This is a genomic window from Parvularcula sp. IMCC14364 (assembly GCF_030758415.1).
Lineage (GTDB): Bacteria > Pseudomonadota > Alphaproteobacteria > Caulobacterales > Parvularculaceae > Aquisalinus.
Map to the genome: position 1 here is coordinate 3,378,953 of NZ_CP132334.1, position 25,906 is coordinate 3,404,858.

A 25,906-nucleotide genomic window follows, 5' to 3' on the forward strand; every position below is an offset into this window, starting at 1 on the left:
GCCGGAGGATCAGATCAGATGTCACGTGTAAAAGGGGGCGCATCCGCCCACGCCCGTCACCGTAAAGTAATCAAGGCCGCCAAAGGCTATTATGGGGCCCGTAAAAACCTGTTCCGTACGGCGAACCAGGCAGTCGAAAAGGCCGCCCAGTATGCCTATCGCGACCGCAAGGCCCGCAAGCGCCAGTTCCGTCGTCTCTGGATCCAGCGCATCAACGCGGCTGCTCGCATTAACGGCATGACCTACGCTACATTCATGAATGGCTTGTCCAGAGCTGGCATCGAGGTAGACCGTAAGGTTCTGGCCGACATCGCCGCACAGGAGCCGGCAGCGTTTACAGAGCTTGCGAAACAGGCTCAGGCGGCGCTAAACTAAAAAACTTATGTGCCCCCTTGGGGGACGTGTTAGACAAGAGGCCGCCTCGGAAACGAAGCGGCTTTTTTAATGATTTACTGTGCCGGCCTGCTGGCAGGTGTTGGAAGAGAAACCAGATGGAACTCGACGAGCTCGAAAAAGACCTGACTGAAAAAGTCTCCGCAGCATCGGATGAAGCCGCGCTGGAGGGATTGCGTGTGCATGCCCTCGGCAAGAAAGGCGTCATCAGTGAAAAGATGAAAGTGCTGGGCAAGGTCTCGCCGGAAGAGCGCAAGACACTCGGCCCGGCGCTGAATGGCCTTAAAACCCGGATTGGCGATGCCATCGCGGCCCGCAAGATTGTGCTGGAAGATGCGGCGCTGGAAGCACGCCTTGCCACAGAGAAAGTGGACATCACTTTGCCGGTGCGCCCGGTGCAAAAGGGCCGTATCCACCCGGTCACGCAGGTCATGGAAGAGATTGCGGCGATCTTTGCAGATATGGGGTTCGAAATTCGCGAGGGGCCGGATATCGAGGACGATTTCCACAATTTCACGGCGCTCAACTTCCCGCCGGACCATCCGGCGCGCGAGATGCATGACACGTTCTTCTTCAACGAGAAGGAAGATAACTCGCGCATGGTGCTGCGCACTCACACCAGCCCGGTTCAGATTCGGACCATGATGAATGAGAAACCGCCCTTGCGGGTCATCATTCCCGGCCGCACCTATCGTTGCGACAGTGACCAGACCCATACGCCGATGTTCCATCAGGTCGAGGGACTGGTCATCGACAAGACCACACATATGGGCCACTTGAAAGGTACGCTGAAAGAGTTTGTCGCAGCCTTCTTTGAAGTGGACAGCGTTGAGACAAGATTCCGCCCGCACTTCTTTCCGTTCACAGAGCCTTCTGCCGAGATGGATGTGAAGTATGAGCGTATGGGGAATGAAATCCGTATTGGCCAAGGCGATGACTGGATGGAAATTCTCGGCTCCGGCATGGTGCACCCGAATGTCCTGCGTAATTGCGGCCTCGACCCGGATGAGTATCAGGGCTTTGCCTTCGGCATGGGCGTGGACCGCCTCGCGATGCTGAAATACGGCATTCCTGACCTGCGGGACTTCTTCGCCGCCGATGCCCGCTGGCTGGAACATTACGGGTTTGATCCGCTGGATCAGCCGAATACGGCGACGGGGTTGAGCCGGTGAGTGCGCGCAATCGTATCAGTTTCGAGACCGTTGGCTCCATCGTCGCCATCGTGGTGGGCGTGGTTGCACTTTTTGTGGCATGGGATGAAGCAAAGTCCGTGCGCAAACAGCAGGCAGCTTCTGTTCTGCCAATTGTGAAGATATTCACGTCATATACAACAACTGAGATGGGTCATAAGTCTGCAGTTATTGTGCAGAATGTTGGTGTGGGGCCTGCATTTATAGAGAATGCCAGGATTATATGGGACGGGACACAATTGCAGGATGTGCGGTCTGGTCTTGCTGTTTTGCCAGGTGCAAATGATTTGGTAGAAATTTGGACTTCTCCTTTATACGGAGAAATCATGAGTGGTAACGATGAGTATGAAATGTTCTCGGCTATTATGCCTTCTGAGAAGGTGACAGCAGAATATATTTCTTCACTAAAAACTTCCATAAATCGCAACCTGATCATAGAAGCCTGCTTCTGCTCCGTTTACGAAGAGTGCTGGACGACAAATCTGAACAGCACGATACGGCCGCAACCGATCAAGAGTTGCGCGGCTGACTTTTGAAAGTTATCTTATGAAATTCCCCCTTTCCTGGCTAAAGAAGCACCTTGAAACTGACGCGACGCTTGATGAGATCGTCGAAACAATGGTCCGTGTCGGTCTTGAGGTTGAAGAAGTTGATAACCCGGCGGAGCGCCTGAAGGACTTCACCATTGGTCATGTGCTGGAAGCCGAACCGCATCCGGATGCGGACAAGCTGCGCGTCTGCAAGGTTGCGACAAAAGATGGTGAACAGCAGATCGTTTGCGGTGCGCCGAACGCCAGAGCTGGCATCAAAGTGGCTTATGCAGCCGTCGGTACCTATGTGCCCGGCATAGATGTCACCTTGTCCAAGGCGAAAATACGTGGTGTCGAGAGTTTCGGCATGATGTGCTCTGCCCGTGAATTGGAGTTGGGCGAAGATCATGACGGCATCATCGAAGCACCGGAAGATGCAGAAATTGGCGCATCTGTGGTGGATGTGCTGGGTGTCAATGATCCGGTTATAGATTTTGAGGTAACCCCCAACCGGCCAGACACAAATGGTGTCCTCGGCGTGGCGCGCGATCTTGCAGCCGCCGGCCTTGGCACACTGATAACGGAGCAATACGAATTGCCTGAAGGCCAGTTTGACAGCCTACAGAAGATTGAACTTGATTTCACGGAAGAGACAAAGGACGCCTGCCCCGCTTTTGGCGGCGTTTACATTCGCGGCGTTAAAAACGGTCCGTCGCCGCAATGGCTGCAGGACGCTTTGGGGAAAATTGGCCTGCGCCCCATCAGCGCATTGGTAGACATGACGAACTACGTTTCGGTTGATCGCGCTCGCCCGTTGCATGTTTATGATGCAGTCAAACTGACTGGCCCCATTCGCGCCCGCCTGGGCAGAGCAGATGATGTGCCCTTCGAGGCACTGGACGGCAAGGAATACCAGCCTGGCGAGGCGATGACTGTCATCGCGGATGATGCCCGCGTGCTCGGTTTCGGTGGTATCATGGGCGGTGAATATTCCGGCTGTACGGCAGAAACCACAAATGTCTTCATTGAAGCAGCCTATTTCGATCCCACACGGACCGCAAAAACGGGCCGTAAGACCGGTATCATTTCTGATGCCCGCTATCGCTTTGAGCGCGGTATCGACCCGCAGTCGATAGAAGAAGGTCTTGCCCAGGCTACCCGGCTGGTCCTGGAAATGTGTGGCGGTGAAGTCAGTCACCTGGAAATGGCTGGCGTGGCACCGGACGGGACGAAACAGATCAGTTTTCCGCCGGGTGAAGTCAAACGCCTGACCGGCCTTGATGTATCTGAAGATGATATGGAGCGTATCCTGACGGCCCTTGGGTTTTCTGTCACGCGCAGCACGCCAGACTGGCGCGTAACCAGCCCGTCCTTCCGCCCGGATATTGAGGGCAAGGCTGATCTGGTCGAGGAAATTGCCCGCATCATCGGCCTTGATAACCTGCCGGAAGAGACCTTGCCACGGCTTGATGCGGTGGAGCGTCCCAAATATTCAAGGGCGCAGGATCGTATCCGCTTGGCGCGCCGGGCGCTTGCGAGTGCAGGTTATCTGGAAGCGGTCACCTGGTCATTTTGTGATGCGCCCCATGCGGCTCTTTTTGGTGCGGGGCAGTCCAACCCTGATCTAGTGCTGGCAAACCCGATCTCGTCAGACCTTGGTGTTATGCGTCCCTCTGTGCTGCCCGGACTTGTCGCTGCCGCTGGGCGCAATGCGGCACGTGGCCGCAAGGACCTCGCCCTGTTTGAAGTGGGGGGGGGCTATATTTCCGATCAGCCGGATGGACAGCAAACAGTTGCTGCTGGTTTGCGTGCGCTGAATTCGCCGCGTCACTGGCAGCAGCTCAGCGCCGGTGATGGTGTCTTTGCAGCCAAGGCTGATGCCATGAAAACGCTGGAGGCAACCGGCGCTCCCGTGGCCAGTCTGATGATTATGGAAGGCGCGCCATCACATTATCACCCAGGGCGTTCCGGTATTCTCAGTATGGGGCCAAAAAATCACCTTGCTTATTCCGGTGAACTTCACCCGCGCGTCCTCAAGGAGATGGATGTGGAAGGGCCGCTTTATGCGTTTGAAGTTTTTCTCGATAAAATCCCGGTTGGTAAACAGAAGGCCACCAAGTCAAAATCTGCCTTAAACAAATCAGACCTGATGCCACTCAACAGGGATTTTGCCTTTGTGGTAGCGGCTGACATGCCGGCAGAGAACCTGCTCAAGGCCGTGCGCGGCGCAGAAAAGAAACTCATCTCCAACGTGTCATTGTTCGATGTCTATCAAGGCAAGGGCGTTGAGGAAGGTCATAAATCGCTTGCGATTGAGGTGACCCTTCAGCCAACAGAAAAAACGCTGACAGATGAGGAAATCGAGGCAATCAGTCAGCGAATTATTGCGCAGGTTCAAAAAGCAACTGGCGCCAGCCTGCGAAGCTGACCGTGGTGCAGGATCTTTCCAACTGGCAAATCTGCCCTTTGCCGGGTGATCGGGAGCTTCCGGGACGTCTTGTAAATTTGATGCCGTTTGATGCGCCCGCGCATAGCGCTCAACTTTTTGAGGCTGTGTGTCAGGAAGGGGCGGCGGAAATCTGGCAGTGGCTTCCTCTGGAGCAGCCACAAAGTGCCCGTCAGTTTCAGTCTGACTACACACAGCTTGTTGCGACACACGGTTGGCGCACGCTTGTTATTCACAGCAAAAAATTGGACAGACTGCTGGGGGTGTTTTCATTCATGCGGTTGCGCCCGGAAGTCGGGTCCGCCGAAATCGGCGCGGTAACCTATGGCCCCGACCTGCAGCGCACGCCAGAAGCAACCGAGGCGTTTTATCTCGCCAGCCGACACCTGTTTGAGGATTGCGGTTACCGTCGCTTTGAGTGGAAATGCAATCATCTGAATACCCCATCCCGCCGCGCAGCGCTGCGATATGGTTTTACATTTGAAGGGCAGTTCCGCCAGGACATGGTGGTGAAAGGTCAGAACCGTGACACGGACTGGTATTCCATGCTCGATCGTGAATGGCCCATATGTGCCCGGGCTTTCGAAAAATGGCTCTTGCCAGAAAATTTTGAGGAAGCCGGGCAGCAGAAAAAGAAACTGGAACATATCCGCGAAACACTTGCGCGCGCAGAAGCAAAAAAGTAATTTCCCTATTACCGCCGCTGTAGCTCAGGGGTAGAGCAGTTCATTCGTAATGAAAAGGTCGGGAGTTCAAATCTCTTCAGCGGCACCAGATTTTGATGTGCAATACCAAAATGTGGAACAGTTATAATGAGGCAGGACAACCGTATTTCTTTAGTTTTTTTTCGCTAAGATTTGTCTTGAGGCAATTCAGCAGTTGACTCCTAAGTTAAATTTCTTTGTCGTTATGTTTGCTAAAGGGAGGAGAAAATATGATCGGCGCTGCAAATGATACCATATTGTTGAGTGAAGATGATCAGCAAACATCTGGAGTGAATGTTCTTTCCAATGATGTGATTAGTGTTCTGGACCTAGGGTGTGGACTCAATTGATCCAGCATTTTGCTGCGAAGAGATATATCATGTTGATGAAGTTCCTTCGAGATTTCTCGAACCGTGTAGCCAGCCGTCTCATGTCTTTCATTTTGCAGAAGAACCGCTCGACAATATTACGCATGGCGTAAAGGCTGGTGTCATGCGGGACCGGATTGCGCGCATTGGACTTGGCGGGAATAACCGCCAACGCACCTTCATCGGCGATATCGCGCCTGATCTTCGCACTGCCATAGGCTTTGTCCAGGACCATCGCCAGAGGCGGCATCTCCCAGTCGAGGAAGACATTCATCACCTGGCTGTCATGAACATGGCCGCCAGTGACCTCAATGCGCAATGGCCTGCCATTTTCATCTACGGCCACGTGAACTTTGCTTGTGCGACCGCCCCGTGAGCGTCCAATATCTTCCGCCAGTTCCCCCTTTTTGAGCCACTCGCTGCGCGGTGAGCTTTGACAATCGAGGCGTCTATGAAGATCAGACTGTCCTCACATTCTTCAGCGAGCGCATCGAATATGCCCTTCCAGACGCCGCGCTCGCCCCACCTGTTATACCGATTGTAAGCAGTCGTGTACGGTCCATATCGTTCCGGCAAGTCCCGCCATGGCGCGCCTGTGCGCAAAATGTAAAAGATGCCGTTCAGGATCGTACGATCATCTTTGCGCTTCGGGCCGCGGCTAACCTTTGGCAACAACGGTTCAATCACCGCCCATTCTTCATCCGACAAATCAAACCGCGCCATTTAAGACTCCCTTTCGGAAATCCCTGAATCACGCTTTGCACAAACAAATCAATCAGTTAAATTGGGTACAGACCCTAGAAACCGCCCACATACACGCTAAATAACAATAATGACAGACCAATCTAATGATAATCCTACCACAGTCTGTTACGATGGCAGCTGCCCAATTTGCCTAGTCGAGATTCGAACGCTCAAAACGGCATTAGGGCCTGATCAACGTTTTAACTTCGAAGATGTATCTGACGACGTACGTCCTCTTTCTTGTGACGTTTCACGTGATCGAATGATGGCCCGATTTCACGTAAAAATACCAAGTGGAGAAATTGTATCAGGTGCACAAGCATTTACAGAAATCTGGAGTAAGGTTCGAGGCCTTGCATGGCTGAGACCTTTGGGACGATTTCCTGTAAGCCGCGCAATACTGAATGGACTGTACTTCTGCTTTTTGTTGGTAAGACCAATATTGCAGGATACCGTTCGCTCAGTGACGAACGCGAAACAAAGATTGCTCAAGTGAACGCAATGCCGTTCAGCCTGATTTTGTAGGATGTCGCTATGCTATTCGCGCATGTAACTGTTACTGAAAAACTTCAGAGTACATCAAGTGGCAAGCTCTAACATTTCTACATTGTTCCCGTCTGGATCCTTAATGTATACGGAGCGAGTGCCATCTCTGTGCGGAATTGGTTCTCCGTACCGATCAATGCCTTCTTGTACAATCGCAAAATGGTAAGGATGCTGTTCTGCTAAAACCAGAGCAAGATACATGTTATTGAATTTTATTAGGGCCCAAGAATCATCTTGATATTCAATTTCACAATTAAACGATTCCTTATACCATTTCATCGAATCGCCGATACAGCGAACCTGTATGGCCACGTGATGCACTTCATCTAGCATTTTCACACCTGTACGAATTAAATAATCTTCGCTATGCTTACAGCTGCAACTGAACCATTCTCGACGAGACTGACCCAAATCTTATCTAAAATTCCGCGTTGCCCTGAAAGACCACTCTCAGCATCATTTCTGTGGTGGACTTCTTCAGCACAACACCGTTTTAAAACAAGCTGCAGATCTGAATATCCTTCGTGGTCATTTAGGAATTCAATTTGTTCATTGTAATGCTCCTCGACGAAGGATTCTACAGCTGAGATAGTGGAACAAAAAGTCTTGTATCCAAAAAGGGTAGAAAGAAACCCAAGTCCCGCACCCAGTATCTTCCATATCATTAGTAGTCGGCATCGTGATTCGACCGGCACCAGTTGATCCATAACAACGAGGTGTCGTTTTTCAGATTGGATATGGTTCTTCGCCATTCGCCTTATCTTTGGGGACCAAAGGGCTAACAGAGCACCTCTATAAATCCAAACAGCCCCCGTTTCTCCAGCATGATTGGACCTCATCCATGCTCTCATCGCCAATGGAACCGCAACAGAATCTGCTGGGTATTCTTTGATGATACGGATTTGGTGCGAGGTAGTATTTTCCTGAAGATTTGTCATAGCAAAAGTGACGTACCGCCTCTCCAACTGAACTAACCCATTACATAGGTGACTGCTAGCGAACGGCCACAATATTGAATTCTCTTTTTTAGTGCAACGGTCTACGTTTCAAACGCTTTTCCAATGCATGACACAATCAGTTTTTTCGATCATTCCTATTTGAATTTTTGATTTCTCTAGGTGAGAGAGCAACCTATCTCCAGGGTCGTGTTTATTAATTTGGAGATTATAATGAAAGTACCAAGTGTTACATTCCGTACTCGTGTCCGTGACGAAAGTGTCCAAGGTCCAAACCCATATCGCTGGCAAGATCTGACAAGCGATAGGTTATTTGAGTGCAAAAGAGTTGTTCTCTTCGCTCTGCCAGGAGCTTTTACACCTACATGCTCATCAACTCACCTTCCAGGCTTCGAAGAGAATTACGATCACTTCAAACAATTGGGAGTTGATGAAGTAGTTTGCTTAAGTGTGAATGATGCTTTTGTGATGCACCAGTGGGGAAGACATCAAGGTGTGGAGAAAGTCCTGCTTCTGCCTGACGGGTCAGCTGAATTCACTCGAAAAATGGGAATGCTTGTTGAAAAAGACAATTTAGGTTTTGGCATGCGTTCTTGGAGATATTCAGCACTCATCGATAATGGCGAGATCGTGAAATTGTTCACAGAGCCAGGATTTTGCGACAACGCAGAGGATGATCCATTTCTAGTATCCGATGCTGAAACAATGCTCGGATATCTAAGGGGTTCTGAAAAAGCCGCAGCGTAGGTTGCCTGGTTCGCTGGGTATTTAGCACTGTGATGTCAGGGGGGGGGGAGCAGTGATGGGGACTGCAACTTCCTTTAGCCAAGTATTGCTCGACGTCATTCCTCAATAGGAGAGCTTATAAGCACGACGTCGAGAAAATCCTTAGAGCCTGATCCAAAAGTATCTGGGTGATTTCAACGACTTATGATTCTCTTTGTTTGCTTAAGACACGGAGGATCAGATGAGTTGGAATGAAACCACCCGCACATATTATGACCGCAGTTTCCTGCGCTATGCAAGTGATCTGACGGACGACGAATGGGCTTTGATTGAACCTGAAATACCTCTTCCAAATCGGATGGGGCGTCCTCGCAAGTGGCCGATGCGGGAGATCATGAACGCCTTGTTGTATATCGCGTCTACTGGCTGCCAATGGCGCATGTTACCAAGGGATTTCCCGCCTTTTTCGACGGTTCAGAAATATTTTTATTGGTGGCGTGATGACAGATTGCTGGAAAAGATCAATCACCGCCTGCTGTTTGAATGCCGCGAAGCACACGGCAGAAGCCCACACCCCAGCGCAGGTGTGATCGATAGCCAGTCGGTTAAAACCACAGAAAGTGGCGGTATTACTGGCTTTGACGCGGGCAAAAATATAAAAGGCCGCAAGCGGCATATTCTGACGGATACGGAAGGCTTTCTGGTGACAGCACTTGTGCATGCCGCGGATGTACAGGATCGCGACGGCGCACCAGCGGTGTTGATGGAAGCGCGAGACAAATTTCCATGGCTTCGCCATATCTTTGCCGATGGTGGCTATGCGGGAGATAAGCTAAAGCGCAAACTTAAAAAAGTCGGTCCATTCCGGATGGAAATCATCAAGCGATCCGATAAAATGAAAGGCTTTAAAGTCCTGCCCCGGCGATGGGTCGTAGAACGCACATTCGCATGGTTAGGGCGATCACGCCGTCTCGCCAAGGATTGGGAACGATGCTGGACCTCAGCTATCGCATGGCTATTCATGGCTCACATCCGTATCGCAACAAGACGACTGGCAAGAGCATGTTTCATATGAAAGACTTTTGATTCAGACTCTTAGAGGATACAGCCGTTGGCCATTCTTAATGAGTAATCTTGCGGTTGTACAGGCGTACTAGACATCTGTAGAGCTTGCCCTAATTCAATTTGGGTGAAGTTGAGGTTTGCGCAGGACTGGACTCAAACAGAATTGGGTAAAACGCTCAATTCACTCGAGCAGGGTATCCCATGAGCAAAAGGAACTTACCCTCCAAACTATGTCCTGTTTGCGAACGTCCCTTTAATTGGCGGAAGAAGTGGAAAAGGAACTGGGATAATGTCGTTTATTGTTCAGATCGAGGCGAATGACTTGGATGGAATTTGTCTGCTCAAACCACCGATAGGTCCTGTTCGTAGCAAAATTGATTTTGCGATTGTAGGTATCGACACTCAAGTTTGTCAGTACTCTAGAAAATATGATCGTATGATTTGGCCACATGCAAAAAAAGGGTTTTTTGGATTGAAGAAAAAGATCCCAGAGATTCTTGCGGCACTCGAAATTCATTACACATAGGAAAAGTCTAATATGTCCGTTTTTATTCTCTTATTCTCTATATTCACAGCGTTGCAAACAGTTGATGAGCCGTCTTCTAATGCGGACTTATTATTGATGGAGCGAAATTTATCAGATTATATTTGGGATAAACGTCTATTGATAATTTCAAGCGATCGGGATTCGGACCTGTTGGTTGAACAGTTGACGCTACTTTCAGAGGTAACTAACGATCTTGAAGAGCGCGATCTTGTTGTTATTCAAGTTAGTGGTTATCGATCATTTGCATTATTCGGCGATGCCGTCGCCCCAGCCGCAAAGGGCCTGAAAGACAAGTTTTCGCTTGGCAAAAGTCAAAATTACAAAGCGATACTCGTCGGCAAAGACGGCACGGTTAAACAGCGCTGGGAAACTGTGTTTGATCCAACTGATTTGTTCACAATAATTGACGCAATGCCAATGCGAATTCGTGAATTAGATAGCTCGGTGTCTGAACAATAATTTTTTGAAATATAGGAGTTGTTGATCTTTATAAGAACTAATACGAAAATGTATTTTATGAAAATTCACCTCAAGATTTCAGCTGCAATTGCATTTTTTTGGAATCATCTTGTTCCCACTGACGTGAGCCCCAATTGGTCCCTCATTTGAATGGAGAGTCCGTCAACAGGAGACGGACATGAGAAAGTCGAGATTTACTGAGGAACAGATCATCGCGATCCTTAATGAACAGCAGCGCGGTTTGGCGACGTCAGAGGTCTGCCGCAAGCACGGTGTCAGCCCGGCTAGTTTTTATAAATGGAAAGCGAAGTTCGGCGGCATAGACGTGTCGGACGCCCGCAAGCTGAAGACGTTGGAGACCATTTAATGACTTTCTGGTTGTTCAAGACAGAGGAAAGGGGAATATTCCAGGTCATCAGTGGGCGTCTCGAAATCATACTAACGATCTTGTACCGCTTTGGGCGATCGGTGCCCGTGGAGATAGATTCAAAGAGTTTGTTCAAACTGATACGAAAGCTCAAAAATTATGGGGTCAAGAATACGGATAGAATGGTAACTATGTAGATAACACAATGGTGTTTGGTGTAATGGAGACCGCATTAAGACGATAATTTTATAGTGCTTCATAGTATCCAGTGTGTTTTGACTTTCTACCTGACACGCGCTTGCGCCAACAACGATAAGATGAAGGTGTTAGGCATCAACGCATCAACTTTTTCACTTCGGCCTCGGTTAGGCCAGTCTGGATCCGTATAGAATCAAAAGAAGTATTGTCTTGCCATGCTAATTCTATGATTTCCGACTCTTCAGTACTTGATCGAATTACCATGCTAATCTCTAAAGTTGAACGGTGAGCATTGAAACTGTGTATAGAGGCGAAAGGGCTATTGTTCTCTGACATCCAGTTTATCGAATGTGTTTAATAATTTCGTGAGCTATTCGCCGCCCGCTGAGAAAAGCTCCCTCGACGCGACCTCCCTCCCTCCAATCACCGCAAATGCCTATCTGATCTTCAGGTACAGAAACAGGAACTCCGTGTGGAGTATTGGCGTTCGATGCATAAAGCCAACGATGTAGCTTGCGAAATGGTGCAGTCGCTACGTTCAACCCTGTAAGGGATGAGGTGACAGTCTCCAGCGATGACTGGATCCAAGGTAAATCATACTCTTGATGTCGATTAGACCAAGTTTCGGAAGTTTGCACAACTAGTGTGCCGTATTGTTTGTGTCTACCTGGCTTGGCGCTGTTCACTGCGATCCAACTAACGGGGTCATGATCGACGCGAAGTGTATCCCAACCAACATCAATACTTTTGTCAAACCCAAGCATAAGACTGAAGCAAGCATTCATGCGTACGTCCCCCAAAGACTGTAAAACCTTGTTTCCAGTCAGCAGAGTTGTTGCTTGCGGGGCAGGGATTGCAATCACTAGCCAGTCGAATGGATCGCTAGCCTGTTGATCGTCAAAACTCAGTATCCAACTATTGTTCACCTTTTCGATCCTGAGCACGCGATGCTCCGTATTGATGTTTAAGTCTCGAGCTAAGAATTTCGGGACTTGGTTCATCCTAGGCGTGCCAACAAAACGATCTTTTCCTGTATCTTTTTCATAAGAACCAGATTTGAGGTATTGCGCCCGTGCCGGCCACCGCTGAACTATTTCCTGGTCTATCATCGATGAAACAACTGATAGAAACTCCTCAGTCGAAGCCGTAAAATATTGAGCTCCATGATCAAATTCATGGACTCCGGCGTACCTTGTCGACATTCTTCCACCAACTCCACGCGATTTTTCAAAAATGACGACTTCTGCATAATTGCTAAGCTCTCGCGCTGCAGTAATGCCAGATATACCTGCACCAATTATAGCTATTCTCAATCTGGGCACCTTTTTTAATTTTGATTTATTTCACAGTTCCCCACAGAGGGGCAATTTATGCAAAGTTAAGTCCGACTGTATCGTTGTTTGAATTCTATCAGACATATATGTGGCAAGCTCAGTGCGGCAAGACCAATAAATATCTGGCTTATCACGACGTCTGATACAAGACTGGATGTGAAAATACTCAGCAGTAGTGGAGTTGTAACCAAAATCGCTAGGATACTGTATAGGATTACGACCGGGTAACGGACCCGATCGGCATAGTGTGAAAAATTGTCAAGTTCTCGCGTAAAATGAAGAATGCTGTGATACGCACAAAAGTAAAATGCAAAAAATATTATTGGATGTTGTGTTGCTGCTAATACGTAGAGGCAAACAATATCAATTGCGTGAGCGCTCTTATTGAAAACAAGACTGGCGATGCTTAATATGACTGCCGCGGGACAAATAGCTCTCTGAAACTCCATGATGATCCTAGCGTCTTCACCAGAAAGTACTGAGTATATTTGGCTAATCTGTTCCGGAAAGAAGAGGGACGGGATCGACAATAAAGTTATTCCAAATAGCATACGCTGCAGACCGTTGTAGGTTTCTCGCCAATCACAACTGAAGTGCCATGCGGATAATAAGAGAAACAGTACAAGTGATACAACAGGTGCGAAGAGCCATAAAATAAACACAGAGATAGCTGTTGCCACATAACCCAAATGGAAAAGGGTGAAGCCCAATATTCCTTTATAAATCTGTGCTTCTTTTGAAACTAGAATATCAAGAGCCCCGTGGGGCAGGCCGATTAATACGATCAGCACCGTAATAAAAATTAGGTGATTTGTACTTAGAAGATCAATTGATCCAAATATTATCGAAAATATCGCGAGTTGTATTGTAATCCCTACCAGAATAAGGCGATGCACGGACGTTACTCCGTGCATCGTTTTGTTAGTGGTAACTAGCTCCTTAGAAGCCATGGTATGTAACTAAGCTTTCGCTAACTGATTTGCGTCGTCACTCGTAGCAGCTGCCCAGATTACCACTCCAAATGCTATTTTATTTACGAAATCAGCGAGGTTATAAATTATGTTTAGCAGGTCGATGTTTCCACCACCGGCATAGCCATAAATATATCCAAGGGGATAAATGGCCCATCCAACCGTTACAATGATGCGGAGCGCGTTAAACGCTTTCTTACTAGAAACAGTTCCAGCAGAAGCATTGATCTTGCTCGCTTCACCGGCAAAGATTTCGTAGATGATATATACCCAAGCGGCGCTTCCTAAGACAAATAAACCCCAGAGTATGCTTGAATTATCAGCGTTTACCTCGCCGAGATATCCTGCGACAAGCATAATGATCGAAGCTGCCAACAATCTCCAGAACAAACCTGCCCCTACGACCGCAATTGCAGCTAGAATTAGGTAAAATTCAACAATCTGTAGGGGAACCGTTAGAAGCCAATCAACGTATCGAAAGACGGTTGGGCTTTCTCCTGTTTGTGCCCATACATCACGCATGTAGAAGTAGTGGATTGCTGCAATGCCCGTAACCATTGCGGCTACTGTTAACGATGTTTTCCACTTTCCAACTGCACGATCGCGTTCTACCCAGAAGAAAAAAGTAGCTGCTACCATTGCAGCCGAGATTATCCAAAACGAAACACCGACGTAATCGCTTGGATCCAACAGAAGTTCTTCCATTACAAATCCTTTCCAAACATGTATGAGCGAGATGTAGTTTTGAGTTTTCAAAAGTCAAAAATATTGGTGTACAGATATCGCGGTGAGCATGATTTTAATAATCAATATCAATGATAGACAAATGCTACGGTTTTCCTACGTCCTGAGAAATGGAACATGCAGAAAAGAACACACATCTATTATTTGAGCTGCTCTGGCTTGAAGAGAAGTTTGAGGGTGAAATGAATATGGAAATTTCGTACGATTTATATCAGGAAATTTTACGAATTAGGTTAGGACTTAAGCCGGATAGCCTAGATGAAGCATCCACAATCAGGGCTCACTAAAAAATGCAACGCTTAGGAAGGATCAGATATGGCTATGCACAATGAACAGCTCAAAACGCTTCTTATGCCTGATGAGTTGAGTATGAGCGTGGTAATAAGCGATCCTTCGTTGCCCGATAACCCAATGATTTATGTAAGTCCAGAATTTGAGTTGCAAACTGGATACTCCTTTGCGGAAGCTGTTGGGCAAAACTGCCGTTTTCTTCAGGGCAGCGAAACCAACCCCCATGCAATCGAAGCTATTCGACAGGGTTTAAGAGCTAAAACCACATTCACAATTGATATTCTGAATTATCGTAAGGACGGAAAAAAATTCCTAAATAGACTGCGTATCCGTCCAATTTTCGGGCAAGACGGGAGCCTTTTGTACTTTGCTGGTGCTCAAAATCCAGTAGAAGAAGTGATCTGATGGAAAATGGACGAATTCTTGTCATCGGCGCACGTTCCGGAATCGGCTATGAGGTATGTAGATTTGCTTTATCACAAAACTTTCCTGTAACGGCGTTTTCGCGCTCGGCGGCGAAGATTGAAATTGAACATCCTCAACTTTCAATTGTCGAAGGTGATGCACTAAACAAAAATGATTTGTTATCAGCTATGCAAGGTTGTAACTATGTTGTGCAGTCCTTGGGTGTGCCGTTCAATATGAAGCTTCTTAGTGGTCCGGTTTCTTTATTTTCAAAATCCACAGAAGTGCTAATCCGTACAATGCAAGAATCCGGAATTCAACGCTTAGTATCAATCACAGGATTTGGTGCTGGAGACTCAAGGAACGCGATAAACCCTCTTCAAAAACTCCCATTTATGGCAGTTTTCGGAAAGGCTTATGCTGATAAATCAAATCAGGAAGATATGATCATAGAATCCCATTTACGTTGGACTATCGCTCGTCCCGGTGTGCTTACAAACACGAGAATGACCAAAAAATATAGGGTTTTGGTATCGCCTTCCGAATGGCGAAACGGTTGGATTTCCCGGAAGGACGTCGCGCACTTCGTGCTAAATGCGCTATCCGAAGAGAAACACGTAGGTTTGAAACCGGTATTAGTTCATTGAAGAACTCTGTCCCCTGCCAAACTGAGCCCGGCGTGCGGCAGATGAAGCTTTAAGCACTGCATCCAGCTCACCACCGAGAACAGCGTCTGTGAGCGTCTGTAGTGTTGGCAAGAGCGCTTCTAGGTTAGCGATCTCGATTGCAGTTTTCTTGGGCGTGATCTCTAGCCACTCATGCCAGCAGTCCATGGGTATTTGGGAAGACTGCAAGTGTAAAGCCCCATTGTTATGGGCCATTTCTTGTTAGAGTCTCAGGCACAGGTGGACGCATATTGAGTGCCTGATGAGGCCGGATATGATTGTACTGTCTGAGCCACCTGGTGATGACTGTTCTTGCTTGATCTATTGTATGGAACCATTCAGCATTCAGAACTTCTCTGCGTAGTGTCCCATTGAAACGTTCATTATAACCGTTCTCCCAGGGACTGCCGGGATAAATGCGTATCGGCTTGATGCCAACCTTGCTCAGCCATTTCTGGAACGCTTCCGCTTTAAACTCTGGGCCATTATCTGACCGAATATAGTCAGGCTTACCTCTCGCCAAGAACAATGGGTACAGCGCCTCCAGCACCTCTACATTGCCCATCCGAGGCTTCACGGTCACGCAGAGAGCCTCTCTGGTGTATTCATCCAGCACAGTCAGCATCTTGTACTGGGTACCATTGCTGAGCTTGTCATGTACGAAGTCAATCGCCCAGACATGGTTTGGATACTTCGGACGCAGCCTGATAATCGAGCTGTCTTTATGATAGAGGCGTTTGCGTCTCTTGTGACGTTTGGGGAGTTGCAGTCCTTCTTCTCTCCACAGGCGCTCGACCTTCTTGTGATTGACTTTCCAGCCTTCAACCTGCAGCAGCTCAGTGATCTTGCGGTAGCCGTACCGACCATACTGCTTGGCCAACCTGATTAATGCCAGCCGCAGGCTGTCATCATCTTTGGGAACTGCTCGATAGTGATAGGTCGATCTGGCAAGGCCAATCGTTCTGCATGTATGCCGTTCAGACGATCCAAACTTCTTGCGCACATGAATGACGGCCTGACGTAGATTGGCAATCGTCAGACCTTGGGCTTTAAATAATCGAGACTTTCTTTGAGGATGAGTTTGTCTAACTCAAGCTCTGCGACAATCTTCTTCAGCCGGCCGTTCTCTTTCTCCAGCCCTTTCAGTTCCTGAAGCTGTGACTTACCCATGCCGCCATAGCGTTTGCGCCAGTTGTAATATGTCGCATCGCTGATACCTGCTGATCGACACGCCGTCTGCACGTCGCTTCCTGATGCCAGGCTCAGCTCAATCTGGCGCAACAGGTTCAATATGTCCTCGTCTGAAAATCTCTTCCTTGCCATCTCAATACCTCCACATTCTCATAGAATAATACGATTTAAGTGGCACAGTTATAGGGGGCTAAGACAGTAACCTCCTGGGGACCATCAGGCGCACCAATCTGGACAACACCAACTGTAGATATCAAACGTCAGCTCTTGTATTTCGGAACGGGTGAGAATTATTCATCCCCATCCACTAAACTAAGCGACGCTATTGTGGCAGTGAGCCTGTCTTCAGGTGAGTTTGTCTGGGGGCAACAAACAGTCACAGGTGATGCCTGGAATGGCTCATGTGTTGTTGATGGTCCTAACTGCCCTGCAGAAGACGGACCTGATTTTGACTTCGGGGCTCCGGCTTTGCTGGTTACAGGCCATGACGGTAAAGACGTAATTGTCGCGGGGCAGAAGTCGGGCATGGTTTTTGGTCTTGATCCGGATAATGAAGGTAACGTTCTGTGGTCTCAGCGTGCCGGTATGGGCGGTTATAACGGGGGTGTTCACTGGGGCATGGCCAGTGACGGGAAAGTTGTGCATGTGGGTATTGCTGATACACCCGGCCATCACATGACCACCGGACCAGCAAGGCAAGGAGTGCACACCTACCGCGTTGAAGATGGCGCGGAAGTCTGGAGTGTGGTCGAACCTCCGTTCTGTGACAGGCCGGAGCGGCGCTGTCAGATAGCGATTTCTGCGGCTGTTACCGCTACACCTGATATCGTGTTTGCTGGTGCGTTGAATGGCCTGTTGAATGTCCATGCTGCAGACAGCGGTGAGCTTTTGTGGCGCTACGACACGAATGTTGCCTTCGATACTGTCAATGGCGTTGACGCAAAAGGCGGTTCGATTGACGCAACAGGGCCGGTCGTTCTGGACGATATGGTGGTTATCAATTCAGGGTATGATAAATTTGGCAATATTTCAGGTAACGTTCTACTCGCTTTTGGCCTTGCGGATGAGGGGGAATAAGATGCGCTTGCTCGTTATTAGTCTTTCGGCAATGGCTCTTGCAGGTTGCGGTAAAGAAACGACTTCTGTCCCCGTACCAGACCAGGTTCAGGATCCCGTTGTAAATGCGCAAATGCCACTTGAAACTGGCATAAAAGGTGTCCGGTATGTGAGTGTCACCGTTTCAGATATTGATCAAACGCTGGAGTTCTATAACCAGGGTGTTCAGTATGAGGTTGTAAAGCGCTATCAAGCGCCTGCCGAATCTCTTTTCCCAATGTCACGGATAGGAAATCACAAGGACAAAGAAGTTGAGGTCGCGCTTGTCAAGACGCCGACTGTATTCCTGCATCTGGTAGATTTTGATCCGTCAGTAACAGAGTCGCCAGAAGTCAGGTCTGTCTCAGGCCCAGGTTATACACATATTTGCTTTATTTCTCCTTCATCCAATTCGGCGTATGCGAAGTTTCGAGCCGCAGGTATGGAAATGGTCAGCCGGGGAAAGGAGCCGGTTGATCTTGGGGGGTATGGTATGCGGTATGCGTATGGCCTAGACCTTGATGGTACCATGGTCGAGCTTGAAGTGGATGAGACACCGCGCAGGCCAGATGCGTTTTGGGTTGGTCATGTTGCCAATGTCACGCCTGATATTGAAAAGATGACTGCTTTTTACAGTGACCTGCTGGGATATATGCCTCGCCGGACGGCAGAGCTGTTTGATAATCCCAAGGCTGACGAAATAGCGAACATTGATAATGTTGCGATCAAGGCTGCCTGGTACTCAACCGGCAATCTGGATCTTGAATTTTGGCAGTATACAAATCCGGTTACGCCACCACACTCAAATTCACAGATGCTCGATCGGATTGGCTATAATTCTATCGCGTTTGAAGTGCAAGATTTGCAAAAGGAAGTTGAGCGTCTTGCAGGTATGGGGGTGGCCGTGATTGAAGATTTTAGATTTCAAGAGGGCTGGCGCGTTGCCTATTTTTCCGACCCGGATGGAAACGTATTTTCATTACAGCAAAATGAATCTGCAGCTCGTGAAGAATCCATTGACGACTTGATCTGGATGCACGCGGATGTCGACTGACTTATTGCGGTAAACTGCTTACAGGTCGGCCAAAATATGCTAGAAAAGTCTGATGAGTGATCTGCGCCCAAAGAAAAGACGACGATACAGCCCTGAAATTCGCCGGTCAATGATTATGCAGTGTACTGCTGATATTGTGGCTCGTGATGGCGTGGCCAATCTTTCCATGGAGCAGATTGGTCGGGAGGCAGGCGTCAGTAAGTCATTAGGGTGTGGACTCAATTGATCCAGCATTTTGCTGCGAAGAGATATATCATGTTGATGAAGTTCCTTCGAGATTTCTCGAACCGTGTAGCCAGCCGTCTCATGTCTTTCATTTTGCAGAAGAACCGCTCGACAATATTACGCATGGCGTAAAGGCTGGTGTCATGCGGGACCGGATTGCGCGCATTGGACTTGGCGGGAATAACCGCCAACGCACCTTCATCGGCGATATCGCGCCTGATCTTCGCACTGCCATAGGCTTTGTCCAGGACCATCGCCAGAGGCGGCATCTCCCAGTCGAGGAAGACATTCATCACCTGGCTGTCATGAACATGGCCGCCAGTGACCTCAATGCGCAATGGCCTGCCATTTTCATCTACGGCCACGTGAACTTTGCTTGTGCGACCGCCCCGTGAGCGTCCAATATCTTCCGCCAGTTCCCCCTTTTTGAGCCACTCGCTGCGCGGTGAGCTTTGACAATCGAGGCGTCTATGAAGATCAGACTGTCCTCACATTCTTCAGCGAGCGCATCGAATATGCCCTTCCAGACGCCGCGCTCGCCCCACCTGTTATACCGATTGTAAGCAGTCGTGTACGGTCCATATCGTTCCGGCAAGTCCCGCCATGGCGCGCCTGTGCGCAAAATGTAAAAGATGCCGTTCAGGATCGTACGATCATCTTTGCGCTTCGGGCCGCGGCTAACCTTTGGCAACAACGGTTCAATCACCGCCCATTCTTCATCCGACAAATCAAACCGCGCCATTTAAGACTCCCTTTCGGAAATCCCTGAATCACGCTTTGCACAAACAAATCAATCAGTTAAATTGGGTACAGACCCTAGTTTACACATATTTCGATAACCTCACTGAACTCCTTAAAGAGCTCCTGGAGCAGGAACTACGAAGTCTGCGGCGCTTGCAGTTTCAGGCTGCAGAAAGTGCAGAAACTTTCGAGGATCTTGTTCGTAGTGTAACCCATCAATATCTTGCCTACATAGCGCAAAGGGGACTGTTGATTGAGCGGCTCCAATCCGAACCAAGCATCTCCCGGGATCATGATCCAACTGATTTTGGGCGGGATGCAGCTGTTACCTATCTGGCCAAGATTGTCTCCCGACACTTTGATTTGCCAATAGAAGTCGCTCGTGCAGCAACGGACATCTCTTTCGGTCTGCCAGCTTCAGCCGGTATTTACTTTCTCAGGAGCAAAGCGAACTTGAAGGAAGTTGAAGACCTGACAGTTAAAATGATAATGGGTTCAATCCTTGCCGTGGTGAATGACCGTTTGAAAAATAAAATTACTCTAAAGCAAACATGACTTCACGAACATTTTCCAGACGGGTTTGTTTAGCCCTTATAAAGCCAAGCCTAACTTGACAACTGGAGTACATAAACAGGGCGGTCCAATGTCACCTCTCCCTCAAACAGTGGGAATAGGATAACATGCCTGGTCGAGCGGGACCTTTCCCCGCCAGAATATATCAACATCCTGTTTTTATTGGATAATAAAAATCTATGTGCCCCCTCTGGTGAGGCCTTATTGTATGGATTGCTGACGTTAAGAAGGGAAAGCTGATCAGTTATCAGACTGGCGCAGGTGGGCCGACGCGAAAGTGTGTTTTTGTCGGCGCGGCTGCGCATAACGACGCCTGACAGGCAGTTTCCTGGGGCGTATCGATGTCTGATCTGCTATGCGTAAAGCCGACAAGGAGGCACCTGCCAGATGACCACACCGCCAGCTGACGTGAACTACACGTTCAATGATCGCGAAATCGAACAGTTGAAAGTTTTTGGAGAGGTAAAGTCTCACGCTGCCGGAGATGTGCTGGTCGCCGAGGGGGAGCAGGAATTTGATTGTCTGGTGACCCTGTCAGGCGAAACGCATATTTTTGTGGAAACGGCAGAAGGGGAAAAACGGCTCGGCTGGATGGAGCCGGGACAGTTTGCCGGCGACCTTTCATCCATGACAGGGCATGCGTCTCTGGCGCGTATCGTCATGGGGAAGCCCGGTGATGTCTTGCATATTCCCTATGCAGCTTTTCATCGCCTGCTGGTTGAAAATTCTCACCTTTCAGATGTCTTTGTGCGTACCTTTACGGCACGGCGAATTTTTGCGAGGGACGCAGACCACAAGGCCGTTATTGTCATCGGAGCGCCTTATGACCGGACGGTGTTTGCAGCGCGTGATCTGTTGCACAAGCATACAGTGCCACATGCCTGGCTTGACCCGGATAAAGACGAACTTGCCTGCCGCATCATGGAAGCAAGAGATATTTCAGCAGACAGTCTGCCGGTTGTCATTCGCGGGGCATCGCGCATTCTTTCAAAACCGTCGGTCACTGATCTGGCTGAAGCCTTTGGCCTTGACTTATTGCCTGATGGGGCCGTGGCTGATGTGATTGTGGTGGGTGCCGGGCCAGGGGGGCTTGCCAGTTCCGTCTATGCTGCGTCAGAGGGGCTTTCCGTTCTGACGCTGGATTGTGACGGTCCGGGCGGGCAGGAGGGTACGTCGTCCAAGATCGAGAACTATCTGGGATTCCCAACAGGTGTGTCAGGGGCTGAGTTGGCGCAGCGGGCAGCTATTCAGGCGCAGAAATTTGGTGTCCGCATGGCCGCACCCGCAAAGGCGAGCGCTTTGGAGTTGCTTGAGACAGGGGAGTATAGCCTGTCTACGGAAGATGGCCGCAAGCTCAAGGCAAGAGCCGTCGTGATCGCGTCCGGGGCACAATATCGACGGTTGCCGGTTGAACGGCTCGAAGAGTTTGAAGGGCGCGGAATTTATTATGGCGCTTCTCCCATGGAAGCTCAGCTTTGCCACGGAGCAAAAGTGGCAGTTGTTGGCGCGGGCAATTCTGCGGGGCAGGGGGCCGTCTTTCTGTCTCAGACGGCGGAAGAAGTACATGTGATGTATCGTCGCCCGGATATTCGGGAGACCATGTCAGAATATCTTGTGCGTCGGCTTGAAGAAATGCCGAACATTCACCTTCATCCGCAAACAGAGATTTCCGCGTTACACGGGAGTGCCACAGATCAGCTTGAAGATCTGCGCATGACCGGCGTAACGGTCAAATGTCGGGATGAAGAAAAGAAAATTGATACGCCGTTTGCCTTTCTTTTTGTTGGTGCAGCGCCTTTCACACAATGGCTGCCGGAGGGGGTACGTCGAGATGACAAAGGCTTTATCAAAACGGGCACAGCGCTGGAGCGGCTGGATCTGGTGCGGGCAGGCTGGAAGATTGAGCGATTGCCAACGCAATATGAGACAAGCAGGCCCCGCATTTATGCGGTTGGAGATGTGCGGGCAGGCTCGGTCAAACGTGTCGCCAGTGCTGTTGGTGAGGGCTCTGTCGTGGTCAGCGATATTCACCGGGCGATCAGTGATGTGGCCGGGAGCGCCATGTGAGGCAGCTGTACTGGCGAAAACGGCTATGGATGGTTATTTATAAGTCATGTTAGCAAAAGTGTATTCCAATGCCTTGCTTGAGGCAGCAGGCAATATCCCCAATGGGGCGCGCCTTCAGTCTCCACAGGCAAGCGCCACAAAAGTGTCGCGTGTTTGCGGTTCCGAGGTCTCAGTGGACATGAACCTCGAAGATGGCAAAGTTAAAGAGTTTGCTGTTGAAGCCAAAGCCTGTGCTCTGGGGCAGGCAGCGGCCTCGCTGGTGGCAAGGCATGTCATTGGTGCAAGCCGTGAGGAGTTGAGAGAAGTGCGAGACCAGATGCTTTCCATGCTGAAAGATAACGGGCCGCCGCCAACTGCCGAGCGCTGGCAGGAGTTGGAAAAACTGGAGCCCATACGCGGGTATCCTGCGCGTCATGCTTCCACGATGCTTGTTTTCGAAGCAGTGATTGCCTGCCTTGATCAACTTCAAGCGGAACAGCAAGCGTGAGCAGGCGTAAGCCAGGGCTGCTGGCGCGCGGCGCCATGCTGTTGTTATCACTTTATCAGCATACATTCTCGGTCGTTTTTTATGCGATGGGTACAAGGTGTCGCCATGCACCATCCTGTTCAAACTATTCCATGGAAGCATATCGGCGTCATGGATTCTGGCGGGGGTCATGGTTGACGCTGGCACGGCTGCTGCGTTGTCACCCGTTGGGCAGTCACGGGTTTGATCCTGTACCCGAAGAGTTGCCTTCTTATCGCTGGCAGCCCTGGCGTTATGGGGACTGGTCCTGGAAAGAGCGGGTCTAGGCGAAGGAAATTATAAGATGCAAAAATTTATTCAGAAATTTTTACCCATGGCAGTGGCCGCCATGCTGTTTTCAGTTTCTGCACATGCAGAAATGACGGGTAAGCATGAAGTGGTTACCACCTATATAAATGCTTATAACCAGAAGGATATTGAACAAATGTCCTCCCTGATGCACCCCGATATTGAATGGATTGATATAGCCGGGTCTACCCAGACTGTTTCCGTTTCCGGCAAGCAGGCGATGCTACAAGGCCTTGCGGCATATTTCGCAACAGACCTCGAGAGCGTCAGTGTGCTGCAGGGCGCTGCCGTCAACGGCCCATATGTCAGTGGTGTTGAAAAAGTGTTATGGGTAGATACTGACAATCAGGAACGTCAGCAGTCCGCAACTGTTGTATATGAACTGGAAGACGGGCTCATCCGCCGGGTTTGGTATTTCCCGGCGGTCAAATGATGCATCTGGTCTATTTTCTATTACCGATCGTGAACAGCGTGTCTTCGTCGCGTAGCAGGAACAGTGCCACTAGAGCGCCAAAAACAGGTATGGCTGCTGCAAAAAGGTGGTTCGATCCGGTGTACGGATCAAGAAGGCGTTCATAGGTCAATACGGTACCAACGCCGTGGATCAGAAGAAAAAATCCGTAAGACCAAAATCTCGCAACGCCGAAGAGGAGACACAGGACAGCTATACTCTGAATAATACCGATAATGTAAGACGCCTGTAACGGTAAGGTATCAGCCAGATAAAACGCTTTCCAGATAGCGACAGTTGTTTCAGGTTTGATAAATTTCTCAATCGCCCAGACAGAAAAGAACAAAAACAGTGTGAAGCGAATAGCAAAAAGTGAGAGTTTGAGTTTGGAATCAGTCATGGTTAAATCTCCTTATGGTGCGCACCTACACCAGCCTCGGTATTATGATAGAGGGCTACACATAAATGTGAGCGGAGTTGATAAAAAATCAGTGGGGAGATCAGAATGAGCCAGTACCTCTTCAGAGAGGCAGTAGAGACAGATTTGACGGCCATTATCGCATTGTTGGCTGACGATCAGCTTGGCCAGTCGCGTGAACATGTTTCAGATCCACCACACAGGAGCTATCAAGAGGCATTTCAGGCTATAAGCGTGGACCCCAACCAGTTGATGGCAGTTGCTGCTGTTGAGCAGGAAATTGTTGGCTGTTTACAGCTCTCATTCATTCCGGGTCTGTCCCGACGCGGCATGTGGCGCGGCCAGTTTGAGAGTGTTCGCATCGCAGCATCGCATCGTGGTGCCGGTTTGGGTCAGTCGATGCTCGACTGGGCTTTGGAAAAATGCAGAGCCAGAGGTTGTGAACTCGTGCAGTTGACCACCGACAAGATGCGGCCTGACGCTATTCGGTTTTATGAAAGGCTGGGTTTTAGCGCCAGTCATGAGGGAATGAAACTGGCATTATAGTGCGTAAGGGGAAATGCTGATGATAATACGAGAGGAAAAAAAATCTGAACACGAAGAAGTTCGCCAACTCGTGATGGAAGCCTTTGGGCAGAAGGAGGAGGCAAATCTTGTTGATATGCTAAGGTCTGCCCGCGAAGCAGTGCTTTCGCTGGTTGCATTGGAAGATGAGCGCATCACCGGGCATATACTGTTTTCCAGAATGGTCGCACCGACGCAAACGCTGGGGCTTGCGCCTGTTTCTGTGCGGCCTGACCGTCAGGGAAGTGGTATTGGTTCAGCCTTGATCCGGGAAGGGATCGTCAGGGCTCGCCGATCAGGCTGGCATGCCGTTTTTGTTCTGGGAGAGCCTGAATATTACCGTCGTTTTGGTTTTCATCAGGAGTTGGCTGCAAATTTTTCTTCGCCTTATGCCGGCCCCTATTTCATGGCGCAGGAACTTCAGGAGGGTGGCCTCGGTGATGGAATGGGTGACGCGACGTATGCCTCCGCTTTCTCCCGTCTTGGCTGAAGGTCAGTAAAGTGCTCAACTGGCAGAATCATAAGCAGATTTCAGCCGGCCCAGAAGTTCTGCATCTACATCTTCAGGGTTTTGCAGGCGTACACGATGTGAAACCATGCTGTTAAAAGAGCCAGATTTTTCAAGCCTTTCAGTTGGTGAGTGATCCTGGAGGTTAATGCCGACATCTACGCGTGTTATTGTAGAGGGTTGAATAATGGCAAATTGCTTTTTCCTGCGCACACTGACATACGCTTTCTTGGGCGCTTGCTCCACATCATCGCCAAAATTATTTATCCCTGAAATAATCTTGTCATAGATAGGTTTCAAAGCTGCTTTCGCGCCACCATATTGTATTGCCACAAGATCCTGACCTTCATCAGTGGCACTACCGGCATCACTTTTTAGCGTCTTGTGTGCAACGAGATTGGCAAATCCATGCATCATGCCGTGTTCTGATTTCAGAAATTTTACAACAGCCCCATGTTTGTCATGCCCGGATGCTTTTGCCAGTTTGATCCAGTCTTCCAGGGGTTTGCCAGTTTTTTCAGCCATATTGGCGATCATGGCAGCCGCCATTTCTTCT

30 protein-coding genes, 1 tRNA gene and 5 pseudogenes are annotated in these 25,906 nt (G+C 49.3%); 25 read left to right on the forward strand and 11 right to left on the reverse strand.

Annotation, left to right across the window (positions count from 1 at the left end):
- Window positions 1-18: 18 nt before the first annotated feature.
- The 6 genes from rplT to RAL90_RS15985 all read left to right on the forward strand — a co-directional run bounded on the left by rplT (window position 19) and on the right by RAL90_RS15985 (window position 5,333).
- Window positions 19-375 carry a 50S ribosomal protein L20 gene (gene rplT, locus RAL90_RS15960; RefSeq protein ID WP_306252428.1) on the forward strand — a complete coding sequence of 119 codons (357 nt, stop codon included), beginning with the start codon at window positions 19-21 and terminating at the stop codon, window positions 373-375.
- Between the two features lie 116 nt (window positions 376-491).
- A complete protein-coding gene (gene pheS / locus RAL90_RS15965; protein ID WP_306252430.1) occupies window positions 492-1,565 on the forward strand; it encodes a phenylalanine--tRNA ligase subunit alpha in 1,074 nt (357 codons plus the stop codon).
- Window positions 1,562-2,119, forward strand: coding sequence for a hypothetical protein (locus RAL90_RS15970; protein WP_306252432.1), 558 nt, complete (start codon window positions 1,562-1,564; stop codon window positions 2,117-2,119). Before pheS ends, RAL90_RS15970 begins: the two co-directional genes overlap by 4 nt.
- Before the next feature lie 10 nt (window positions 2,120-2,129).
- A complete protein-coding gene (pheT, locus tag RAL90_RS15975) occupies window positions 2,130-4,541 on the forward strand; it encodes a phenylalanine--tRNA ligase subunit beta (protein ID WP_306252434.1) in 2,412 nt (803 codons plus the stop codon).
- 5 nt (window positions 4,542-4,546) lie between these two features.
- Entirely contained in the window at window positions 4,547-5,245 is a 699-nt protein-coding gene (locus RAL90_RS15980; protein WP_306252437.1) for a GNAT family N-acetyltransferase, read from the forward strand.
- Window positions 5,246-5,258: 13 nt separating this feature from the next.
- A tRNA-Thr gene (locus RAL90_RS15985) sits at window positions 5,259-5,333 on the forward strand.
- A 272-nt stretch (window positions 5,334-5,605) separates the two neighbouring features.
- Here the strand turns inward: RAL90_RS15985 and RAL90_RS16395 are convergent.
- Window positions 5,606-6,327 (reverse strand): annotated as a pseudogene (locus RAL90_RS16395) (IS5 family transposase); the annotation flags it as partial.
- Between the two features lie 136 nt (window positions 6,328-6,463).
- On the opposite strand from RAL90_RS16395, the gene RAL90_RS16400 reads away from it, so the two are divergent.
- The gene (locus RAL90_RS16400; RefSeq protein WP_372340388.1) at window positions 6,464-6,871 is read left to right on the forward strand and encodes a thiol-disulfide oxidoreductase DCC family protein; all 408 of its coding nucleotides are present in this window, start codon (window positions 6,464-6,466) and stop codon (window positions 6,869-6,871) included.
- A gap of 83 nt (window positions 6,872-6,954) precedes the next feature.
- On the opposite strand, the gene RAL90_RS16005 is transcribed toward RAL90_RS16400, so the two are convergent.
- Together RAL90_RS16005 and RAL90_RS16010 are read right to left on the reverse strand one after the other, a co-directional pair.
- On the reverse strand, window positions 6,955-7,254 hold the full coding sequence (locus RAL90_RS16005; protein ID WP_306252441.1) for a VOC family protein: 300 nt from the start codon (window positions 7,252-7,254) through the stop codon (window positions 6,955-6,957).
- Between the two features lie 17 nt (window positions 7,255-7,271).
- Complete coding sequence (locus RAL90_RS16010) at window positions 7,272-7,859, reverse strand: demethoxyubiquinone hydroxylase family protein (RefSeq protein ID WP_306252443.1); 588 nt, start codon at window positions 7,857-7,859, stop codon at window positions 7,272-7,274.
- A 231-nt stretch (window positions 7,860-8,090) separates the two neighbouring features.
- Here RAL90_RS16010 and RAL90_RS16015 point away from each other — a divergent pair, with 231 nt between their 5' ends.
- The 6 genes and pseudogenes from RAL90_RS16015 to RAL90_RS16040 all read left to right on the forward strand — a co-directional run.
- On the forward strand, window positions 8,091-8,624 hold the full coding sequence (locus RAL90_RS16015) for a peroxiredoxin (RefSeq protein ID WP_306252445.1): 534 nt from the start codon (window positions 8,091-8,093) through the stop codon (window positions 8,622-8,624).
- A gap of 220 nt (window positions 8,625-8,844) precedes the next feature.
- Window positions 8,845-9,678: an IS5 family transposase gene (locus RAL90_RS16020; protein WP_306249540.1), complete on the forward strand. Its 834-nt coding sequence runs from the start codon at window positions 8,845-8,847 to the stop codon at window positions 9,676-9,678.
- Between the two features lie 191 nt (window positions 9,679-9,869).
- Window positions 9,870-9,989: a DUF2256 domain-containing protein gene (locus RAL90_RS16025; RefSeq protein WP_306252447.1), complete on the forward strand. Its 120-nt coding sequence runs from the start codon at window positions 9,870-9,872 to the stop codon at window positions 9,987-9,989.
- Entirely contained in the window at window positions 9,958-10,194 is a 237-nt protein-coding gene (locus RAL90_RS16030; RefSeq protein ID WP_306252449.1) for a hypothetical protein, read from the forward strand. Before RAL90_RS16025 ends, RAL90_RS16030 begins: the two co-directional genes overlap by 32 nt.
- 12 nt (window positions 10,195-10,206) lie before the next feature.
- Window positions 10,207-10,674: a DUF4174 domain-containing protein gene (locus tag RAL90_RS16035; protein WP_306252451.1), complete on the forward strand. Its 468-nt coding sequence runs from the start codon at window positions 10,207-10,209 to the stop codon at window positions 10,672-10,674.
- Window positions 10,675-10,852: 178 nt separating this feature from the next.
- Window positions 10,853-11,032 (forward strand): annotated as a pseudogene (locus tag RAL90_RS16040) (transposase); the annotation flags it as partial.
- 255 nt (window positions 11,033-11,287) lie between these two features.
- Here RAL90_RS16040 and RAL90_RS16045 read toward each other — a convergent pair.
- The 4 genes and pseudogenes from RAL90_RS16045 to RAL90_RS16055 form a co-directional block, all read right to left on the reverse strand.
- A pseudogene (locus RAL90_RS16045) lies at window positions 11,288-11,575 on the reverse strand (TIGR03643 family protein).
- Between the two features lie 5 nt (window positions 11,576-11,580).
- Window positions 11,581-12,552: an NAD(P)/FAD-dependent oxidoreductase gene (locus tag RAL90_RS16050; RefSeq protein ID WP_306252453.1), complete on the reverse strand. Its 972-nt coding sequence runs from the start codon at window positions 12,550-12,552 to the stop codon at window positions 11,581-11,583.
- Window positions 12,553-12,617: 65 nt separating this feature from the next.
- The gene (locus RAL90_RS16405) at window positions 12,618-13,523 is read right to left on the reverse strand and encodes a Brp/Blh family beta-carotene 15,15'-dioxygenase (protein WP_372340389.1); all 906 of its coding nucleotides are present in this window, start codon (window positions 13,521-13,523) and stop codon (window positions 12,618-12,620) included.
- A gap of 9 nt (window positions 13,524-13,532) precedes the next feature.
- A complete protein-coding gene (locus RAL90_RS16055; RefSeq protein ID WP_306252455.1) occupies window positions 13,533-14,249 on the reverse strand; it encodes a bacteriorhodopsin-like in 717 nt (238 codons plus the stop codon).
- A 354-nt stretch (window positions 14,250-14,603) separates the two neighbouring features.
- Between RAL90_RS16055 and RAL90_RS16060 the strand changes: the two genes are divergently transcribed.
- Together RAL90_RS16060 and RAL90_RS16065 are read left to right on the forward strand one after the other, a co-directional pair.
- Window positions 14,604-14,984, forward strand: a complete 381-nt coding sequence (locus RAL90_RS16060) for a PAS domain-containing protein (RefSeq protein WP_306252456.1) — start codon at window positions 14,604-14,606, stop codon at window positions 14,982-14,984.
- A complete protein-coding gene (locus tag RAL90_RS16065) occupies window positions 14,984-15,631 on the forward strand; it encodes an NAD(P)-dependent oxidoreductase (protein WP_306252459.1) in 648 nt (215 codons plus the stop codon). Before RAL90_RS16060 ends, RAL90_RS16065 begins: the two co-directional genes overlap by 1 nt.
- A 223-nt stretch (window positions 15,632-15,854) precedes the next feature.
- On the opposite strand, the pseudogene RAL90_RS16070 reads toward RAL90_RS16065, so the two are convergent.
- A pseudogene (locus RAL90_RS16070) lies at window positions 15,855-16,972 on the reverse strand (IS3 family transposase).
- A gap of 195 nt (window positions 16,973-17,167) precedes the next feature.
- On the opposite strand from RAL90_RS16070, the gene RAL90_RS16075 reads away from it, so the two are divergent.
- Genes RAL90_RS16075 through RAL90_RS16085 form a run of 3 tightly spaced genes read left to right on the forward strand, consistent with a single transcriptional unit; the run spans window position 17,168 to window position 19,215 of the window.
- A complete protein-coding gene (locus RAL90_RS16075) occupies window positions 17,168-17,917 on the forward strand; it encodes a PQQ-binding-like beta-propeller repeat protein (protein ID WP_306252461.1) in 750 nt (249 codons plus the stop codon).
- Window positions 17,859-18,989: a VOC family protein gene (locus RAL90_RS16080; RefSeq protein ID WP_306252463.1), complete on the forward strand. Its 1,131-nt coding sequence runs from the start codon at window positions 17,859-17,861 to the stop codon at window positions 18,987-18,989. Before RAL90_RS16075 ends, RAL90_RS16080 begins: the two co-directional genes overlap by 59 nt.
- Window positions 18,990-19,041: 52 nt before the next feature.
- A complete protein-coding gene (locus RAL90_RS16085) occupies window positions 19,042-19,215 on the forward strand; it encodes a TetR/AcrR family transcriptional regulator (protein WP_306252464.1) in 174 nt (57 codons plus the stop codon).
- Here RAL90_RS16085 and RAL90_RS16410 read toward each other — a convergent pair.
- Window positions 19,208-19,929: pseudogene (locus tag RAL90_RS16410) on the reverse strand (IS5 family transposase); the annotation flags it as partial. The gene RAL90_RS16085 and the pseudogene RAL90_RS16410 sit on opposite strands and share 8 nt — an antisense overlap.
- Window positions 19,930-19,991: 62 nt before the next feature.
- On the opposite strand from RAL90_RS16410, the gene RAL90_RS16100 reads away from it, so the two are divergent.
- From RAL90_RS16100 to RAL90_RS16120, 5 genes are all read left to right on the forward strand, one after another.
- On the forward strand, window positions 19,992-20,510 hold the full coding sequence (locus tag RAL90_RS16100) for a hypothetical protein (RefSeq protein WP_306252465.1): 519 nt from the start codon (window positions 19,992-19,994) through the stop codon (window positions 20,508-20,510).
- Between the two features lie 405 nt (window positions 20,511-20,915).
- Window positions 20,916-22,595, forward strand: a complete 1,680-nt coding sequence (locus tag RAL90_RS16105; RefSeq protein WP_306252466.1) for an FAD-dependent oxidoreductase — start codon at window positions 20,916-20,918, stop codon at window positions 22,593-22,595.
- A 46-nt stretch (window positions 22,596-22,641) separates the two neighbouring features.
- Window positions 22,642-23,082: an iron-sulfur cluster assembly scaffold protein gene (locus RAL90_RS16110; RefSeq protein WP_306252467.1), complete on the forward strand. Its 441-nt coding sequence runs from the start codon at window positions 22,642-22,644 to the stop codon at window positions 23,080-23,082.
- Window positions 23,079-23,387 carry a membrane protein insertion efficiency factor YidD gene (yidD, locus tag RAL90_RS16115; protein WP_306252468.1) on the forward strand — a complete coding sequence of 103 codons (309 nt, stop codon included), beginning with the start codon at window positions 23,079-23,081 and terminating at the stop codon, window positions 23,385-23,387. Before RAL90_RS16110 ends, yidD begins: the two co-directional genes overlap by 4 nt.
- A gap of 17 nt (window positions 23,388-23,404) precedes the next feature.
- Window positions 23,405-23,842 carry a nuclear transport factor 2 family protein gene (locus RAL90_RS16120; RefSeq protein WP_306252469.1) on the forward strand — a complete coding sequence of 146 codons (438 nt, stop codon included), beginning with the start codon at window positions 23,405-23,407 and terminating at the stop codon, window positions 23,840-23,842.
- Between the two features lie 10 nt (window positions 23,843-23,852).
- Here the strand turns inward: RAL90_RS16120 and RAL90_RS16125 are convergent, their stop codons facing one another.
- On the reverse strand, window positions 23,853-24,260 hold the full coding sequence (locus RAL90_RS16125; RefSeq protein ID WP_306252470.1) for a hypothetical protein: 408 nt from the start codon (window positions 24,258-24,260) through the stop codon (window positions 23,853-23,855).
- 105 nt (window positions 24,261-24,365) lie between these two features.
- On the opposite strand from RAL90_RS16125, the gene RAL90_RS16130 reads away from it, so the two are divergent.
- Together RAL90_RS16130 and RAL90_RS16135 are read left to right on the forward strand one after the other, a co-directional pair.
- Window positions 24,366-24,824, forward strand: a complete 459-nt coding sequence (locus RAL90_RS16130) for a GNAT family N-acetyltransferase (RefSeq protein ID WP_306252471.1) — start codon at window positions 24,366-24,368, stop codon at window positions 24,822-24,824.
- Window positions 24,825-24,843: 19 nt separating this feature from the next.
- Window positions 24,844-25,332 carry a GNAT family N-acetyltransferase gene (locus RAL90_RS16135; protein WP_306252472.1) on the forward strand — a complete coding sequence of 163 codons (489 nt, stop codon included), beginning with the start codon at window positions 24,844-24,846 and terminating at the stop codon, window positions 25,330-25,332.
- 15 nt (window positions 25,333-25,347) lie between these two features.
- Here the strand turns inward: RAL90_RS16135 and RAL90_RS16140 are convergent, their stop codons facing one another.
- Window positions 25,348-25,887 (reverse strand): DUF4287 domain-containing protein, encoded by a 540-nt coding sequence (locus tag RAL90_RS16140; protein WP_306252473.1) that lies wholly within the window; start codon window positions 25,885-25,887, stop codon window positions 25,348-25,350.
- Window positions 25,888-25,906 lie beyond the last annotated feature (19 nt).